Genomic DNA, 17143 nt, shown 5'->3' with positions numbered 1-17143 from the left:
CGACGATTCCCACGCCCCCTTGTCTGACGCGCAGCCGCAGCCACTGGTCATCTGCGCCGTTTTCCCTCCCCCGAATCGGACTATTCCTACACCCCGATGCTGGGGTGCAGCGAAAGAATCGTCCTGACGACGCACGCTGACTTTCCCCGGTCGCGCGATGCTCGTCGGTGCCCTGGTTTGCAGGGCATCGGCCCCGGTTCGTGGTTCCCCCGGCCTCGAACCCTGTATTGGGAGCGCTGCGATCCTCCATGAGGCATACATGCTGTTCAGATGCGCGTCAGCCGGCCTCTCCCCCGACCGGACGAGACAGTGCCGTCGGCATGTATTCGCCTGGATCGCGGCGCTCCCGATACGCCACTTCGCTCCTCCACGTCTTTTCGCCTAATCCCCACCAGGTCGTCAGCGTGCGCGAGCGCGGTTTCGGCATGTCTTCGCCTGCATGCCGATGCTCCCCCGCATACTGATCGTCGAAGACGACCCCGCCATCGCCGGACCGCTGCGCATGTGGCTGGAGTCCAATGACTACCTCGTCCCGGCGTGGGTGGACAAGGGCGAAGACGTCGAGCAGGCAGTCGAACAGCATCGGCCCGACGTCATCCTGATGGACGTCATGCTGGGTGGGCGGATCGACGGCATCTCCGTCGCGCGACGCCTGCACGAGTCCGCAGGGCCGCCCGTCATCTTCATGACCGGCCAGTTCGACGAAGCCTCGCTGGAGCGTGCCGAGGCCACCCAGCCCTATGGCTTCGTCGCCAAACCTTTCCGCTTCCTCGACGTGCGCATCGCCATCCGCCTGGCGCTGGCGCGTCGCCGCGCGGAAATCGAGGCGGAGACCCACAGGCGCCGGCTGGAGCTGGCGCTGGACGCGGTCGACCTCGGCGTGTGGGAGTGGAACGCCGCAGAACAGTCGCTGGTGGCGGACGAGCGCTCCCGCGCCTTGCTGGCGCTGGACCGTACGGCGCCGCCGCAGCCCGATCCGGTGGACGACGACGTGCCGACGCTGGACCCCGCCGCGATCACCGAAGCCATGCGCGAAGGCCGCGACCTGAGCGGTATCTACCGGGTCGCCGGCGTCGAGCAGCCGCGCTGGGTGGAGGTGTTCGCGCGCCTGCCGGCGGTGCGTCGTGGCAGTTCCATCGTGACCGGCGCGGTGCGCGACATCACCGCGCAGATCGAGAAGGAACAGGCGCTGCGCACCTCGCGCGTCGTCTTCGATACCGCGGCCGAGGCAATCGTCATGCTGTCGCACGACCGCAAGGTCGTCACGGCGAATCCGGCCTTCCTGTCGATGACCGGCTACGCGCTGGACAACATCATCGGCGCGCCGCTGGAAACCCTGGTGCATGCGCGTCGCGAGTCGGATGCCTTCTGCCCGCCGCTGGAAGCCTTCGAGAACGACCAGTGGCACGGCGAGAACGCCTGCCTGCGCGCGGACGGATCGGTGTTCATCGCCTGGGTGCACGTCGCGCTGGTGCGCGGCATGCGTGGCGAAGTGCAGCACTACGTGATCGCCTTCTCCGACACGACGGCGCTGCACGAGGCGCGCCAGCAACTCGACTACATGGCCTATCACGACGCGCTGACGGGCCTGGGAAACCGCCTGTCGATGGAGCGCGAACTGGATGCCTTCCTGTCGGGCGAGCAGGGCGACACCCGGCTCGGCCTGCTGTTCCTCGATCTCGACGACTTCAAGGGCATCAACGACACCATGGGCCATAGCGCCGGCGACCAGTTGCTGGTGGCGATCGCCCGACGCATACAGGGTGTGCTGCGCTCCCGAGACCGCGCCATCCGGCTGGGAGGAGACGAGTTCGTGGTCATGGTGTCGGCGCCTGCCGGCATGGCGGACTGCCAGGCGCTGGCGGAGAAGCTGCTCAACGTGATCTCGCAGCCGGTGCGCATCGGTGACACCGAGGTGTGCCCGCGCGCCAGTGCCGGCGTGGCCATCGCGCCGGAACACGGCGTCACGCGTGACGCACTGATCCGCGCGGCGGACATGGCCATGTACGAGGCCAAGCAGCGCGATGCCGGCGGATACGCGTTTTTCTCTTCCGACATGCGCGAGGAACTGAACCAGCGCAAGCTGGTGGAGGAGGGCATCCGGCACTGCATGGAGGACGGCATGATCGGCGTGCTGTTCCAGCCCATCGTGTCGCTGTATGACGGCCGGGTCAGTGGCTGGGAGGCGCTGGCGCGCTTGACGCTGGACGAACTGGGCGAGATACCGCCGGAGCGCTTCATCCCGATCGCCGAGCAGAGCGGGCTGATGGACCAGATGGGCCGCTGCGTGATGAACAAGGCCGTCCAGGAGTTCGCCCGCTGGCAGAAAGTGCGCAAGAAGTCCCACCGGCTTGCACTCAATCTGTCCGCCAGCCAGGTCGCAAGCACCAGCTTCGCGCAGGAATTGCTCAGCGTGCTGGAGGATCATGGCGTGGAGGCAGCCAAGGTGGACCTGGAGGTCAGCGAGGGGCTGTTGTATGCCACCGATCTGGCCGGCACCGCGCTGACACGCCTGCGCAACGAGGGTTTCTCCATCGTGCTGGATGATTTCGGCTCGGGAATGTCATCGCTGGCCATGCTCAAACACCTGCCGATCGACCGCATCAAGATCGGCCGCGCCTTCGTCTCCGGACTGGGCAAGGAAAATGCTAGTGATGTGGAGATCGTGCGTGCGCTGACCTCCCTGGCCGGCGCGCTCGGTCTTCGCATGGGCGCCACCGGGATCGAAACCGAAGCCCAGCGGCGGCAATTGTTACGTCTGGGTTGCAACGAAGCCCAGGGCCATTACTTCAGTCCGGCGGTCAGCCTGGCGGATTGGGAAGGCGCCGGGACGCTCGCTGAAGGCCTGCGTAACTGAGGCCATTGAGCGGGCGGATCGCAACTGAACGCAACTGGTGCAACTGATGAGGAAACTTATGAGACATTCTGTTCGGGGTGACTGAGGTCGGAGTGCGGGGCTAAGGAAGAAAGACAGTATTTGCAGGCGCCGGAAGATCGTCCGGCGCAACTGGGACGATATGCGTCACGGCGCGAATGCGCGCCACGGGGAGCTGCAGAAAAATGGTCAACGCTAGCGTGCTGCATGTGGAAGTGAATCCCGAATTGCCTGCCTCCCTTGGCAGGTTGAGGGAACTGGCAGGAAATCTCTGGTACAGCTGGGACAGGCCGACGAGAAGCCTTTTCTCCCGGCTGCACCCGGCGCTGTGGAATGCGGTGGGCCACAGCCCGCGCGCCATGCTGAAGCGCGTGGACGAAAGCCGGCTGGACGCCGCGGCCGAAGATTCGATGTACCTCAACAGCCTCTACCGGGTGCTGAGCGCATACGACCTCTACCACCAGGACGACCGTCGTCACGGCGCCGCTGCGCAGCTTGGCAGCGAGGACGTCATCGCATACTTCTGTGCCGAGTTCGGCTTCCACGCCAGCCTGCCGATCTATTCCGGCGGCCTCGGCATCCTCGCCGGCGACCACTGCAAGGCGGCGAGCGACGCGAACCTGCCTTTCGTGGCCATCGGCCTGCTGTACCGCCAGGGCTACTTCAGCCAGCAGCTGGACAAGGACGGCATCCAGCACGCCAACTACAACAACTCTGATTTCGAGGACCTGCCGGTCGACCCCGTGCTGGACGCCACCGGCGCGCCGCTGGTGGTCAGCGTCCTGCTGGCCGAGCGACAGGTGCGGGTCAAGGTCTGGCTGGCGCGGGCCGGCCGCATCCGGCTTTTCCTGCTGGACACCGACCTGCCGGAAAACAGCGACCACGACCGTGCCATCGCCCATCGCCTGTACGGCGGTGATCGCAGCACGCGCATCGAGCAGGAAATGGTGCTCGGCATCGCCGGAGCCCGCGCCCTGGCCGCGTTGGGCATCAAGCCCGCGGTGTGGCACATCAACGAAGGCCACGCCGCCTTCCTGGTGCTGGAGCGCATGCGTGCACTCATCAAGGCAGGCCTGGATTTCGAGACCGCGCTGGAAGCGGTGGCCGGCAATACGGTGTTCACCACCCACACGCCGGTCCCGGCGGGGCACGACCACTTCGACCTGACGATGATGGCCCACTACTTCACGCCCTACATGTCGGAGATGGGTGTGGACATGCACAGGCTGGTGGACCTCGGCGCCACCGCCGGCCAGAACGACTTCAACATGACGGCGCTGGCAGTGCGTGGCTCGCGTTTCCAGAATGGCGTCTCGCGCATCCACGGTGATGTGTCGGCGGAGATCCTGCAGCAGTTCTGGCCGGAAGTGCCGGTGAAGGAAAACCCCGTCAGCTATGTCACCAATGGTGTGCATGTGCCGACCTTCCTCGCACCGCAATGGTACGAAGTGTTCGATCGCTACCTCGGGTTCGGCTGGCAGCAACGGATCTACGACAAGGAAACCTGGGCAAAGATCGACGAGATTCCGGATCACTTCTTCTGGAGCATCCGCCAGGACCTCAAGGTGCAGCTGATGCACCTGGTGCGTCATCGCGTCACCGTCCAGTGCCGTCGCAACCAGGTCAGCGATTCGCACATCGAACGCATGCTGCGGCTGGCCGACCCGACCAATCCGCGGGCGCTGGTCATCGGCTTCGCGCGCCGCTTCGCGACCTACAAGCGCGGCACCCTGCTGTTCTCCGACCTCAAGCGCCTGCATGAGCTGGTGTCGAACCCGGAACGCCCGGTGCTCTTCATCTTCTCAGGCAAGGCACACCCGGCCGACCTGCCCGGACAGGAGTTCATCCGCGAGATCTACCGCATCTCGCAGCTGCCGGAGTTCCTCGGCCACGTGCTGCTGGTGGAAGGCTATGACCTGCGCCTGGCGCGCCGGCTGGTCAGCGGCTCCGACGTGTGGCTGAACAACCCCATCTACCCGCTGGAAGCCTCCGGCACCTCGGGGATGAAGGCCGCCATGAACGGCGTGCTCAACCTTTCGGTGCTCGACGGCTGGTGGGGCGAAGGCTACGAGCCGGGCAACGGCTGGGCGGTGGTGCCCTCGCCGGAGAGTATGGACCCTGAAAAGCGCGACCGCGAGGAATCGGAAACGCTCTACGAGCTGATCCAGGACCAGGTGGTGCCCACCTTCTTCAGGGCAAACGCACAGGGCTACTCACCCGACTGGGTGAAGATGGCCAAGTCCTCCATCCGTACCTTGTTGCCCACGTTCTCTTCGGCGCGCATGGTCGACGAGTACGTCAGCAAGTTCTACCTGTCCGGCATCAAGCAGGGCCGCCGTCTCAGCGACGACCAGTTCCGCGGCGCGAAGCAACTCGCGGAGTGGAAGACTAAGGTGCGCCAAGCGTGGGGCGGCGTGGGGCTGCGCCTGCTCGCGGCGCCGCAGCGTCGCATCGGTTTCGGCGACGCGGTGACGGTCAGCGTCGCTGCCAGCCTGAACGGCCTGCAGCCGGAAGACGTGAAGCTGGAGCTCATCCTGTCCCGCGGCCTCGGCGAGACCGTCGCCACCTCCACCGCCTATGCCCTGTCACCCACGGGCACCAACGAAGGCGGCGAACAGCTCTACGAGCTGAGCCTGGCGCCGGAACTGTGTGGAAAGCTGGAGATGCGCGTGCGGATCTATCCGCAGCACGAACTGCTCAGCCATCCGATGGAAACCGGTCTCATGAAGTGGCTGTGAGCAGACGGGTGTAGCGCCACGGCCCGCGTCGCAGGCCGTAGCGAATCAGTCGATACCAGCAGCAGGCGGGACGCTCCAGGGCGTCCCGTTTTCTTTGTCGTTGCTCCCGCGGCTCTCAGCTCGCGAGTGCGAGTGACACCATCGGGTCGATGCGCAGCTCATAGCGCATCGTGGCGGTGGCGGGCTTGCCGTCGCCGGCCAGGGAGCTGCCGTCGCCGCTGAGGCTGGCGAGCTGGCCGCTGCCGGAGCCGGTGAGGATCACCCACTTGCTGCAGGCGCGCTCACCGACGAAGCTGCCGATGTGCTCAATGACGAAACTGCCGGAGCGGTTGCCCATCTCGCCGGTGATGTGCTCGATGCCGACGAAGCTCGCGGTGCCGTCCGGCTTGTAGGCGATCAGGTATTCCGCGTGCCCTTCGCCGCTGAAGTCACCTTGGTAGATGTGGGTGGCCTGCACGCGCGCCAGGCGCGCGGGGCAATCGGCTTCGCCGAAGGGGCTCTCTTCCCAGCTGGCGACCTGGAAGATGCTGGTGGCTTCCTGTTGCTGCATGATCGACTCCTTCGCTGCCGTGTCCGCGGATTTCCTCGCGAAGACCCGACGGCAGCAATCGGGTCTCCGGGTGCTGCAAACCTGTTCAGGCGACGTTCACATCCGGGCTCCTGCCGCGTCGCTTCAGCGCCGGCGCTTTTGCGGTGGTCGGGGCAGGCAGGGCGGGCGCGGGCACTGCCGGTTCGGCCACGGCAGTCGTGTCCGCGGCCTCCAGCCCGATCGCCTTGCGATACACCTCGACATAGCTGGCGGCGCTGCGCTGCCAGCCGAAATCCACCTGCATGCCATTGCGCTGGAGCTGTGCCCACACCGCCGGCTGGCCGAACGCATCCACGGCGCGCACCACGGCGTCGTACAGGCCCGCCGCGGTCGCATGGGCCAGCCTGAAGCCGGTGGCGTCCCCCTTGCTGGCAGCGGGGTCGAAGTCGATCACCGAGTCGGCGAGGCCGCCGGTGGCATTGACGATGGGCGGCGTGCCGTAGCGCTGGCTGTACATCTGGTTGAGCCCGCAGGGTTCGAAGCGCGACGGCATGAGGAACGCGTCCGAGCCCGACTCGATGACGTGGGCGAGCGATTCGCTGAAGCCCAGGTGCGCGCTGATGCGACCCGGATGACGGGCCACCAGCGCCTGCAGCTCGCGCTCGTAGCCGATGTCGCCGGAACCGAGGATCGCCAGTTGCACCGGCAGCGACATGAGGCGGTCTGCTGTCTCGATCACCAGGTCGACGCCTTTCTGCGCCGTCAGCCGGCAGGCCATGCCCAGCACCATCTCGTTGCTTTCGCGCAGGCCCATGCGCAGGCGCAGCGCCTTGCGGTTGGCGGCCTTGCCGGCCAGGTCGTTCACGCTGTAGCGCTGGGTCAGGTAGCTGTCGTTCGCCGGGTCCCACTCGTTGGTGTCGATGCCGTTGAGGATGCCGGTGAGGCGGTCGGCACGCGCGCGCATCAGGCCCTGCATGCCGAAGCCCAGCTCCTCTCCCTGCACTTCGCGGGCATAGGTCGGGCTCACCGCGGTAATGGCGTCGGCATAGTAGAGCCCGGCCTTCAGGAAGGACATCTGGCCCCAGTATTCGATGCCTTCCATCTGGCGGCTTTCCGGCGGCAGCATCAGGGCGTCCGCCAGGTGCATCGGGTAGATGCCCTGGAAGGCGATGTTGTGGATGGTCATCACCGAGGCGGCCGGGTCCGGCAGGCCCAGCTTCAGGTAGGCGGGGCCGAGGCCGGTCGGCCAGTCATTGCAGTGCAGGACGTGCGGCCGCCACTTGACCGGGCTGGCGCCGCTGGCCAGCACCGCGGCGACGCGCGACAGCAGGCCGAAGCGCAGGTGGTTGTCGCTGTGGTCCTGGTAGCGGGGATTCTGGTAGGGCGTGCCGTCACGCTCGAACAGGTCCGGACAATCGATCAGCCAGGCCGTCACCCCGTTCGGCATCTTCGCCACCAGCAGGCTGCAGGCCGGCATGGCGCCATCCTGTGGCAGCTCGGCAAGCAGGCGGGCACCACGCACCTTTGGCTTCACGGATGAGTAGAAGGGCATCAGCACCCTGACTTCGTGCCCCAGCTCCGCGAGGGCATGGGGCAGGGCGGCGCTGACGTCCCCCAGGCCGCCGGTCTTGATCCACGGCGCGCACTCGGGTGTTGCGAACAGGATTCTCAGCTTGGGTGTCTTCATGGACGGGCGTCGCGCTCTTGTTGCTGGGGTTGTTCCGTGTCTGCCAGATGATCGGCCACGAGCACGGCAAAGGGGAAGACGGAATGAGGGGCAGCGAACACGCTGTCGAGCGGCAGGCGCAGGCGCGCGTCGAAGGACAGTTCCCGCTGGCTGAACAGTTCGCGGAAGCGCTGGGTATCGAGTGTCTCGGGCATCACGGCGAAGCTGCCGGCCCACAGGCCCGCGTCGCGCAGTGCCGTGATGTCGCCGCCGGCAAGGGTGTGCAGCAGGCGCGGCACCAGCACCACCACCAGCTGTTCGCCATTGCGTTCCCCGTTGCGGTCCGGCAGGTAGCGCGCGAAGGCCACGAGGTGCGCGGCGGCCGGCCCCTGCACGCCGACCGACAGGTAGCGCCCGCGTTCGAACAACTGCGGCAGGCGGCGGCGCAGGCCGAGCACTTCGGCCACCATGTGCAGCTTGACGCGGCCATCCTCGACGCTGTCCATCAGCCCGGCGGCAAGCGTACCCGCCCCGGCATGGCTGCCTTGCAGGGCGCCCAGTTGCGTCTGCAGGGCATCGTGGTCCACCGGTCGGCGGTTGTCCGGATCGACGAGGCTGAAGTTCCAGTGCTCGCAGCCCTGGTAGATGTCGGGCACGCCGGGCACGGTCAGCTTCAGCAGCGTCATCGCCAGGCTGTTGTAGTAGCCGAATTCCGCCACGCGCTGCTGCAGCGGCAGGAAGTCGGCCAGGAAGGCGTTGCGTTCCGGGCTGCCCAGCAGGCCGTCGATGAAATGGGCCAGTGCGCGCTCGTACTCCTCGTCCGGTCGTGCCCAGCTGGTGCGTGCCTTCGCCTCACGGGTCGCCTTCAGCATGTAGGCGTGGATGCGTTCGCGATAGGCGTCCAGCGCCGCCTGGTCCAGGGTGTTGCGGCCACCTTCGCCGGACGGCCACGAGCCGAGCAGGGTCTGATACAGCAGGTACTCGTCGTTGCGCGAAGGCGCCAGTTCGCCGTCGGTGCGTGCGCGCAGGCGGTCATTCGAGTGGCTCCAGCGCCGCAGGGCCAGCCGCCAGTGGCCGGGCGTTTCCGACAGCACGTCGATGCGCGCACGCACGTCCTCGCCACGCTTGGTGTCGTGGGTGGAGGTGGCCAGCATCGTGTACGGCGCGAAGCGCGCGCGATGCTGGTTGGCGGCGTGGAAGGCGTTGACCGAGATGCCGAAGTTGCGCGGATCGCCGCCCACCTCGTTGAGCGACACCAGGCGGTTGTAGCGATAGAAGGCCGTGTCCTCCATGCCCTTGGCGGTGACCGGCGAGGTGAACTGCTGGAAGGCGCCGATGAAGCGCAGGATCGCCTCGCGCCCGGCCGGGTGCGGGTCGCCGCCCGCGCCCAGCAGGATGTCGTGCACGAAGTCCAGCACGCTGTCGTCTTCCGACGGGCTGCGGCGGCGCGCGGCGGCAATTGCCCAGGCGAGGTAGCGTCGGTCCTCGCTGCGCACGCCGGCCTCGCCGATGTAGGTGCGGTACACGGGGAAGCAGGCGGTCACCTGCATCAGCGTGCGGCGCAGCCGGTTGTGGGTGAAGTCGCAGGTGCGGCGGTCGGCCTTGGCGATGCGATGCAGCCGGTGGGTCAGCATGTTCAGCTCGCTGGCCAGGGCGTTCATCATGATCAGCAGCTTGCTGCGGTAGAGCACCTCGTCGTAGTCGAGCTTCTCGCCGCTGAAGGCGGCGTAGATGCGGTCGAAGCGCGACTCGTTGTCGGTGTCGACGAAAAGGCCGTTCACCAGGTTCGTGAAGTCGTAGCCGGTACTGCCATGCACGTCCCATTGCGCGGGCAGACGCTCATAGTCGGCGAGGATCTTCTCCACCAGCACGTAGAGCGCACGACGGGGCTCGTCAGGCTGCGCGGCATGGCGGCGTTCGGTGTATCGCTCCTGCAGGCGGCGGTAGTAGCCCTGCGGGTCGAACAGGCCGTCGGGGTGGTCCAGGCGCAGGCCGGCGACGCGACCTTCCTCCAGCCAGCGCAGCACGGTGGCATGAGTGGCCTCGAACACCGACTCGCTCTCCATGCGCAGGGCGGCCAGGTTGTTGATGTCGAAGAAGCGGCGGTAGTTGATGTCGTCCGCAGCGGCACGCCAGTGGGCGAGTCGCCAGGCCTGCACGCGGATCAGGCTGTCCAACGCGTCGAAGCTGTGCGGATCGCCGACGCGGCCGGCAAGGCTCTGCGCGCACTGGCGCACCAGCTGGTGCACCCAGTCAGATGCCTTGCACAGCGCCGACAGCCGCTGCTTGCAGGCGTCGGCCGCTTCGCGCCGCTTGACGACCTGCGTCGCATCACGCGGGGGCAGGGCGGCGAAGTCCGCGAGCAGGGCGCGGAAGGCCTCCAGGTTGCTGGCGTGTTCCCCCTCGAAGACCTGTTGTGACTGCAGTGCTTCGAGGACACGTGGATATTCGCGCGGATCGACCGGAAACTGGTTGCCGTGGTACTCGATGCGGAACTCGCCACGCTCCAGGTCGAAGACCGGACGCAGCTCGCCGCTTTCCAGCACCACGCCGTAGTGGTCACCCAGCACCGGCACCAGCAACCGGCCCTGCATGTCGGGGTCGGGCGGACTCCAGTCGATGTCGAAGGTCTGGGCGGATTCCGAGGCCTCGCCGTGTTCCAGCACATCCTGCCACCAGGCGTTGTCGGCCCCCATCACGCCCATGTGGTTGGGCACGAAATCCAGCACCTGCTGCATGCCATGCTCGCGCAGCACGTCGCAGAAGGCATCGAAGTCTTCCTCGCTGCCGATCTCCGGATTGATGGTGTCGTGATTGACGATGTCGTAGCCGTGCGTGCTGCCGGGACGCGACTGCAGGTAAGGCGAGGCATACACGTGGCTCACGCCCAGCCTGGCGAGGTAGGGCACGATGGCCGTCGCGTCCTGGAAGCGGAAGTCCTTGTGGAACTGCAGGCGATAGGTGGCGCGCGGGATGATGGCGCTGTCCAGCGGCGGCACGGGTTCCGCCGTGGGGGCATCGCGCGGCAGGAGCGGGCGCTCCGATTCGATGGCGCGGGACAGCGCGGCCAGGCGGCCGTCGGCCCGCGCATCGTCGAGCGACAGCGGCAGCTTGCGGCGCCAGTTCGGGTAGCGGTCCTCGCTGGTGCTGGGAACGTTGACCTGTTCGAGCTGGCCGAAGACGTCTTCCAGCTGGACACCCATCAGGCGCGACGGCGTGCGTGCCAGGTACTGGTGGATGGCGCGGACCAGCCCGGTGGTGGCCTCCGGCGTTTCACGCGGGTCAGGGCTGAGCCCCTCGGGCAGCAGCCCCTCGCGGGTCAAGGCTTCGAGCAGGCGCCAGCGGTCGTCGGCACGGCCCTGGATCTGGCGTTCGCGCAGCGATTCGGTCGGGAAGAGTTCGAGCTTGGTGCGCAGCTCCAGGTCGAAGCCGTTCCAGAAGCTGCGCAGCGTCGGCAGGTCGTGGGTGCTGACCGCCACCAGTGCATGCGGCGTCCACTCCGCCGGCGGCTTGAAGCGCCCCTCCCAGCCGCGTTCGAAGTAGAAGGGCTTGTACGACAGCATGGCCTGCGACGCCATGGCGTGGCGCATCTCGTCGGCCACGGTGCCGAGGTCTTCCCCGATGATCAGGCACTGCTGGCGCACGCTCTCCAGCGCGACGATGCCCAGCAGGTCGTGCAGCGGGTAGGCCACGTAGGTGCCTTCGGTGGCGCTGCTGCCGGCGGGCACCCAGTACAGGCGCATCAGGCCCATGACGTGGTCCAGCCGCAGGGCGCCGGCGTTGCGCATGTTGGCGCGCAGCACCTCGACGAAAGGTTCGTAAGCCGCATCGCGCAGGCGGCGCGGCACCTGCGGGGGCAGCCCCCAGTCCTGTCCGGTCAGGTTGAATTCTTCCGGCGGCGCGCCGACGCTCGCCTTCAGCGCGAACAGCGCGGGCTGCATCCAGGTTTCCGAACCACCCTGGTTCACGCCGACCGCGAGATCACGGTAGAGGCCCAGCTGCATGCCCAGCGACTCTGCGCGCTGGCACAGGCCGCGCAACTGGAGGTCGGCCTGCCACTGCAGGTACTCGAAGAACTCCACGCGCTCTTCGTGATCCCGCGCGAACCTGCGCACCGCCGCTGCCTTGCTGTCGCGATAGGCTTCCGGCCAGGTGGTCCAGCCCCATACGTGAGGGTCCTGCGCGAAGAAATGTGCCTGCAGTGCCTCGAAGAGCGCGTGCAGGCGCAGGCTGGCGCCACCCTCGCGCTGGAATTCGCGGAACTGCCGGCCACGCCGCGTGCCACGCAGCAGGTGCTGCTGGCGGAAGTGGGCGTACAGCGCTTCCAGCGCTTCGAACTTGAGCGCGCCGACGGCTGCGTAGTCCACCAGCTCCGTGGCACGCAGGGCTGCCAGGCGCTCCTGGAATTCCGGCGTCGCGACGCGGGCGCGCAGTGCTGCGTGTTCGGCGAAGTCGGCGATCGCCTCGATGCCCAGGTACAACACGTTGAGCCAGGTGCGCGAGGAGGGGCTGTAGGGACTGGCGCGCTCCGCCTCGTGGGGGAAGAGGGCGTGGGTCGGGCTCAGCCCCATGAACTGGGCGCCTTGCGCCGCGGTCACTTCCATGAGGCGGCGCAGGTCGCTGTAGTCGCCAACGCCCCAGTTGTCCGAGGAGCGCAGGGCATACACCTGCACCACCGGCCCCCACACGCGGCCACCCGCGGCGAGTTGCGCCGGGGTGTGGCAGGCGTGCGGGCAGATCACCAGGCGCATGCGGCCCAACACGCGCATGGCGCCGGTGGCCTCGGACACGGTGAGGTCGTGATAGCCCAGCGGCAACTGGCTGGACAGTTGCAAGGGGATCGTCACCTGTGCGGCGCCGGCCGGCATCGCCGACAGGATGCCGCGGAATTCCTGGCCGTCCTCGCAGATCAGCCGCCAGGCCAGCAGCACGTTGCCCAGTTCGGGGCCGGGGCGCAGCTGTACCTCCACGCCCTGACCTTCGCGCACCACCATGACGGGCGGCAGCATGCGCGCGGCATCTTCCTGCTGCAGCCGTAGCAGCGTGTCGTGGGCAGCTGTTTCGTCCTGCGCGGCGAAACCCATCGCGATCGCCAGGCTGCGCTTGGTCGCGGCGCTGGCACGTATGTGCTCACCGAAGGCGTCGGTGTAGCTGGTCGCAATACCGATGTATTCGCACAGACGATCGAGGGCGTCCTCGCTCATTGGCCATCTCCCTTGGGGTCGGCGACGAAGCATCGTACCGACCAGGCTTCGAGGTGTTCATCCTGCATGCCGCCGGTGCGGAACAGCTCGCGACCCACGGCGGGCAGGGGAATGCTGAGACCGGCATCGCACAGGTTGGCCTGCATCACCAGGCTGCCGCCATCTTCCATCGACCATACGACTTCCAGCGCGCAGTCGCCGACCACGCGGCGCAGGTGGCTGCCGGTCTTCATGCGCGGCAGCAGCGGCACGATCTCGCGTTGGCGAAGGTGCAGCAGGTTGCGGTAGAAGGACAGCCATTCGCGCTGTTCCACGGAAGCTTCCGGCCCCTCCAGCGCCCAGTCCACCTTCGAGGCCTGGACGGTGGCCGGATCGCAGGGGTCGGGCAGCTTCTCGCCACGCAGGCCGATGCCGAACTCCCGCTGCCGGCCGCCACGGATGGCCTGGCACAACTCTTCTTTGAAGTCGCAGAAATACTGGAACGGCGCGCGCGAGCCGATCTCTTCGCCCATGAACAGCATGGGCGGCATCGGTGACAGCAGCAACAGTGCCGTGGCGGCGCGGATCGCTTGCGGCGGGCACATGGAGGTCAGGCGGTCGCCAAAGGCACGGTTGCCGATCTGGTCGTGGTTCTGGATGAAGTTGATGAAGGCGCTGGGCGGCAGGTCGGTACTGCGGCTGCCGCGCGGACGCCCCCAGGTCTCGTAGGACTCGCCCTGGAAGGCGAAGCCCTCGGTCAGGCAGCGCGCCAGGTGCTCGATGGGGCGCTGCGCGAAGTTCATGTAGTAGTGGTGCGTCTCGCCGGTCAGCAGCACGTGCATGGCGTTGTGGAAATCGTCGTTCCATTGCGCATCGAAACGCTCCGGCGCGCGCGGCGGACCCAGCCGGCCGGCCTCGTTGCCACCGTTCTCCAGCACCAGGTGGATTTCCCGCTCGCGCCCGACGCTGCTGCGCAGGGTGGCCGCGAGTTCATGGAGGAAGTGGCGCTGGGAATGATCGTGGATCTGGTCCACCGCGTCGAAGCGCAGGCCGTCGAAGCGGTACTCCTTCAGCCAGTACAGGGCGTTGTGCAGGAAGTAGTCGCGCACCATGCGGCCGTACTCGCCATCGAAGGCCAGGCCGACGCCCCAGGGCGTCTGGTGGCGGGTGGTGAAGAACTGCGGCGCATGGGTGTGCAGGTAGTTACCTTCGGGCCCGAAGTGGTTGTACACCACGTCCAGGAAGACCATCAGCCCCAGCCGGTGAGCGCTCTGCACGAGCTGCTTCAGTTCGTCGGGCGTGCCGTAGGCGGCCTTCGGCGCGTAGTGCTGCACGCCGTCATAGCCCCAGCCGAACTGGCCGGGACAGTCCGCCAGCGGCATCAGCTCGATGGCGGTGATGCCCAGCTCAGCCAGCCAGGGCAGGCGCTTTTCCAGCGCCGCGAAAGTGCCCTCGGGCGTAAAGCAGCCGACGTGCAGTTCGTAGATGGCGGCCTCGTACCAGGGGCGGCCCTTCCATTCCAGCTCTTCGTTCGACCAGCGGAAGGCCTCGGGGTCCAGGATCACCGAAGGTTCGTGCACACCCTGCGGGCTGTAGCGGGATGCCGGGTCCGGCACCTGTACCTGCTCGCCGTCCTGCCCGGTGATGCGGTAGGCATAGCGGTCCCCGGCCCGCGCATGCTCGTCGTGCAGCATGTGCCAGCCGACGTGCTGGGGGACCAGCTCGCGTGCCGTCGGTTCGACGGCATCGCCACGCCAGCGCAGGAGTTCGACACGCGCCGCGGCAGGCGCCCACAGGCGGAAGTCAGCGCCTGCGCCCTGGGGCAGGAGCTGGACGCCGAAGGGCCCGTCGTGGCGAAACCTCATTCCTGCCTCCGCATGCGCAACAGGGCCAGCGAACGGCCGAGGAGGGTATAGCGGCTGCCGGCGTCGAACTCCTGACCGGCCGGCGTCAGTGCGTCACGCGTGTCGAGCAGCAGGTCCCACTTCGCGCCGCCGTTGCCGGGCAGGGTGAACAGGATCTCCTCGTGGTGGGCATTGAGCAGCAACACGAGGTCGTCATCCTCGATCGGCTGGCCCCATTCGCCGTGCTCGGCGAGGCCCTTGCCGGACAGGAACACGCCGATGCAGCGTGCGAAGGTCTGGCTCCATTCGGCATCGGTCATCTCGTGGCCGTCGGGCGACAGCCAGGTGATGTCCTTGTTGCCTTCATGCACCTCGATGCCGCGGAAGAAGGTACGGCGGCGGAACAGCGGATGGGCGTTGCGCAGGCGGATGACCTCGGCCGTGAAGTCGATCATCTGCTGCTGCTCTTCGCCGAGATTCCAGTCCTGCCAGCTGATCTCGCTGTCCTGGCAGTAGGCATTGTTATTGCCGCCCTGGGTGCGTCGCATCTCGTCGCCGGACAGGATCATCGGCACGCCTTGCGACAGCAGCAGGGTGGCCATCATGTTGCGTGCCTGGCGCGCGCGCAGCGCGTTGATCTGCGGATCGTCGGTGGGACCCTCGGCGCCGCAGTTCCAGCTGCGATTGTGGGATTCGCCGTCGCGGTTGTCCTCGTGGTTGGCCTCGTTGTGCTTGTCGTTGTAGCTGACCAGGTCGTTCAGCGTGAAGCCGTCGTGGGCGGTGATGAAATTGACGCTCGCAGTCGGACCGCGACCCGAGTAGGTATAGATGTCGCTGGAGCCGGAAAGCCGATACGCCACCTCGCCGATCACGCCGCCATCGCCCTTCCAGTAGGAGCGCAGGTCGTCGCGGTATTTGCCGTTCCACTCCGACCAGCCGGGGGGAAAGCCGCCCACCTGGTAGCCGCCTTCGCCGATGTCCCAGGGCTCGGCGATCAGCTTCACGCAGTTGAGCACCGGGTCCTGCCGCATGATGTCCAGGAAGCCGCTGTAGAAGTCGTAGGCAGCCTCCTCGCGGGCCAGCGTGCTGGCCAGGTCAAAGCGGAAGCCGTCGACGTGCATCTCCGTCACCCAGTAGCGCAGGCTGTCGGCAATCAGCTGCAGCACCACCGGGTTGCGCGTGTGCAGCGTATTGCCGGTGCCGGTGTAGTCGATATAGTGCCGCTTGCCTTCGCCGCCGAGGCGGTAGTAGGTAGCGTTGTCGATGCCGCGGAAGCTCAGCGTCGGCCCCATCTGGTTGCCTTCCGCGGTGTGGTTGTAGACCACGTCGAGGATGACCTCCAGCCCGGCGGCGTGCAGCGTGCGCACCATGGACTTGAATTCGTTGATGTCGCCGGTAGCGCTGTAGCGCATGTCCGGCGCGAAGAAGCCGAGGCTGTTGTAGCCCCAGTAGTTGCGCAGGTTCTCCTGCACCAGCCGCTTGTCATCGATGAAGTGGTGCACCGGCAGAAGTTCGACAGCCGTGATGCCCAGGCGCTTGAAGTGGGCGATCGCTGCCGGCGAGGCCAGCCCGGCGTAGGTGCCGCGCAGGTGTTCGGGAATGCCGGGGTGCAGTTGCGTGAAGCCCTTGACGTGGGTCTCGTAGATCACCGTGTCCTGCCAGGGCGTGCGCGGCGGCCTGTCGTCACCCCAGGAAAAGGCGCTGTCGACGACCTGGCACTTCGGCATGCCGGAAGCGGAATCCCGCTGGTCGAAGGACAGGTCCTCGCGCTTGCTGCCGACGCGGTAGCCGAAATGCGCGTCGCTCCAGCGCAGGCGGCCGACGATGGCGCGGGCGTACGGATCCAGCAATAGCTTGTTGGGGTTGAAGCGATGGCCGTTCTCCGGCTCGTAGGGGCCGTGCACGCGGTAGCCGTAGAGCTGACCGGGACGGATGCCGGGCAGGTAGCAGTGCCACACGAAGTTGGTGCGCTCGATCATCTCGATGCGGCTCAGTTCGCGCCGACCATCGTGGTTGAACAGACACAGCTCGACTTTCTGGGCATGCTGGGAGAACAGGGCGAAGTTCACCCCCATGCCGTCCCAGGTGGCGCCCAGCGGATAGGGGGTACCGCGCCAGACGCTCTGCGCGGCGATCGATGCATGCTTGTCGATGACGGCGTGCGGATCGTTCACAGCGCCGCTTGTAGTGGTTGCGTCCATTTTCATCCTTGTGTGTCGGCGCGCGACAGGCGCGTCAAGACCGGCCACTGCCGCAGCCTCACGCTGTGGCGGTGGCACCTCGGCCTCCTCCTCTGGAATACCGTATG

The 17143-nt window shown here is 67.0% G+C and carries 7 protein-coding genes; 2 read left to right on the top strand and 5 right to left on the bottom strand.

The genetic code is table 11. The features are described from left to right. Nucleotides 1–445: 445 nt before the first annotated feature. Together VVD47_RS02275 and glgP are read left to right on the top strand one after the other, a co-directional pair. Complete coding sequence (locus VVD47_RS02275) at nucleotides 446–2857, top strand: two-component system response regulator (RefSeq protein WP_327601774.1); 2412 nt, start codon at nucleotides 446–448, stop codon at nucleotides 2855–2857. 203 nt (nucleotides 2858–3060) lie between these two features. Next, complete coding sequence (gene glgP, locus VVD47_RS02270) at nucleotides 3061–5613, top strand: alpha-glucan family phosphorylase (protein ID WP_327601773.1); 2553 nt, start codon at nucleotides 3061–3063, stop codon at nucleotides 5611–5613. Between the two features lie 115 nt (nucleotides 5614–5728). On the opposite strand, the gene VVD47_RS02265 is transcribed toward glgP, so the two are convergent. The 5 genes from VVD47_RS02265 to glgX all read right to left on the bottom strand — a co-directional run bounded on the left by VVD47_RS02265 (nucleotide 5729) and on the right by glgX (nucleotide 17042). Further along, nucleotides 5729–6163 (bottom strand): DUF3224 domain-containing protein, encoded by a 435-nt coding sequence (locus VVD47_RS02265; protein ID WP_327601772.1) that lies wholly within the window; start codon nucleotides 6161–6163, stop codon nucleotides 5729–5731. An 85-nt stretch (nucleotides 6164–6248) separates the two neighbouring features. After that, complete coding sequence (gene glgA, locus VVD47_RS02260) at nucleotides 6249–7829, bottom strand: glycogen synthase GlgA (protein ID WP_327601771.1); 1581 nt, start codon at nucleotides 7827–7829, stop codon at nucleotides 6249–6251. Next, the gene (locus VVD47_RS02255) at nucleotides 7826–13012 is read right to left on the bottom strand and encodes a malto-oligosyltrehalose synthase (RefSeq protein ID WP_327601770.1); all 5187 of its coding nucleotides are present in this window, start codon (nucleotides 13010–13012) and stop codon (nucleotides 7826–7828) included. Before VVD47_RS02255 ends, glgA begins: the two co-directional genes overlap by 4 nt. Further along, nucleotides 13009–14856: a malto-oligosyltrehalose trehalohydrolase gene (gene treZ / locus VVD47_RS02250; RefSeq protein WP_327601769.1), complete on the bottom strand. Its 1848-nt coding sequence runs from the start codon at nucleotides 14854–14856 to the stop codon at nucleotides 13009–13011. The genes VVD47_RS02255 and treZ overlap by 4 nt, the downstream gene beginning before the upstream one ends. Further along, nucleotides 14853–17042 carry a glycogen debranching protein GlgX gene (gene glgX / locus VVD47_RS02245; RefSeq protein ID WP_327601768.1) on the bottom strand — a complete coding sequence of 730 codons (2190 nt, stop codon included), beginning with the start codon at nucleotides 17040–17042 and terminating at the stop codon, nucleotides 14853–14855. The genes treZ and glgX overlap by 4 nt, the downstream gene beginning before the upstream one ends. Between the last annotated feature and the right edge of the window lie 101 nt (nucleotides 17043–17143).

The organism is Uliginosibacterium sp. H1, assembly GCF_036017065.1.
In the GTDB taxonomy this organism is placed as follows: Bacteria; Pseudomonadota; Gammaproteobacteria; order Burkholderiales; family Rhodocyclaceae; genus Uliginosibacterium.
Note: the sequence above shows the minus strand (reverse complement) of the source record. Positions and strands in the feature narration are given on the sequence as shown.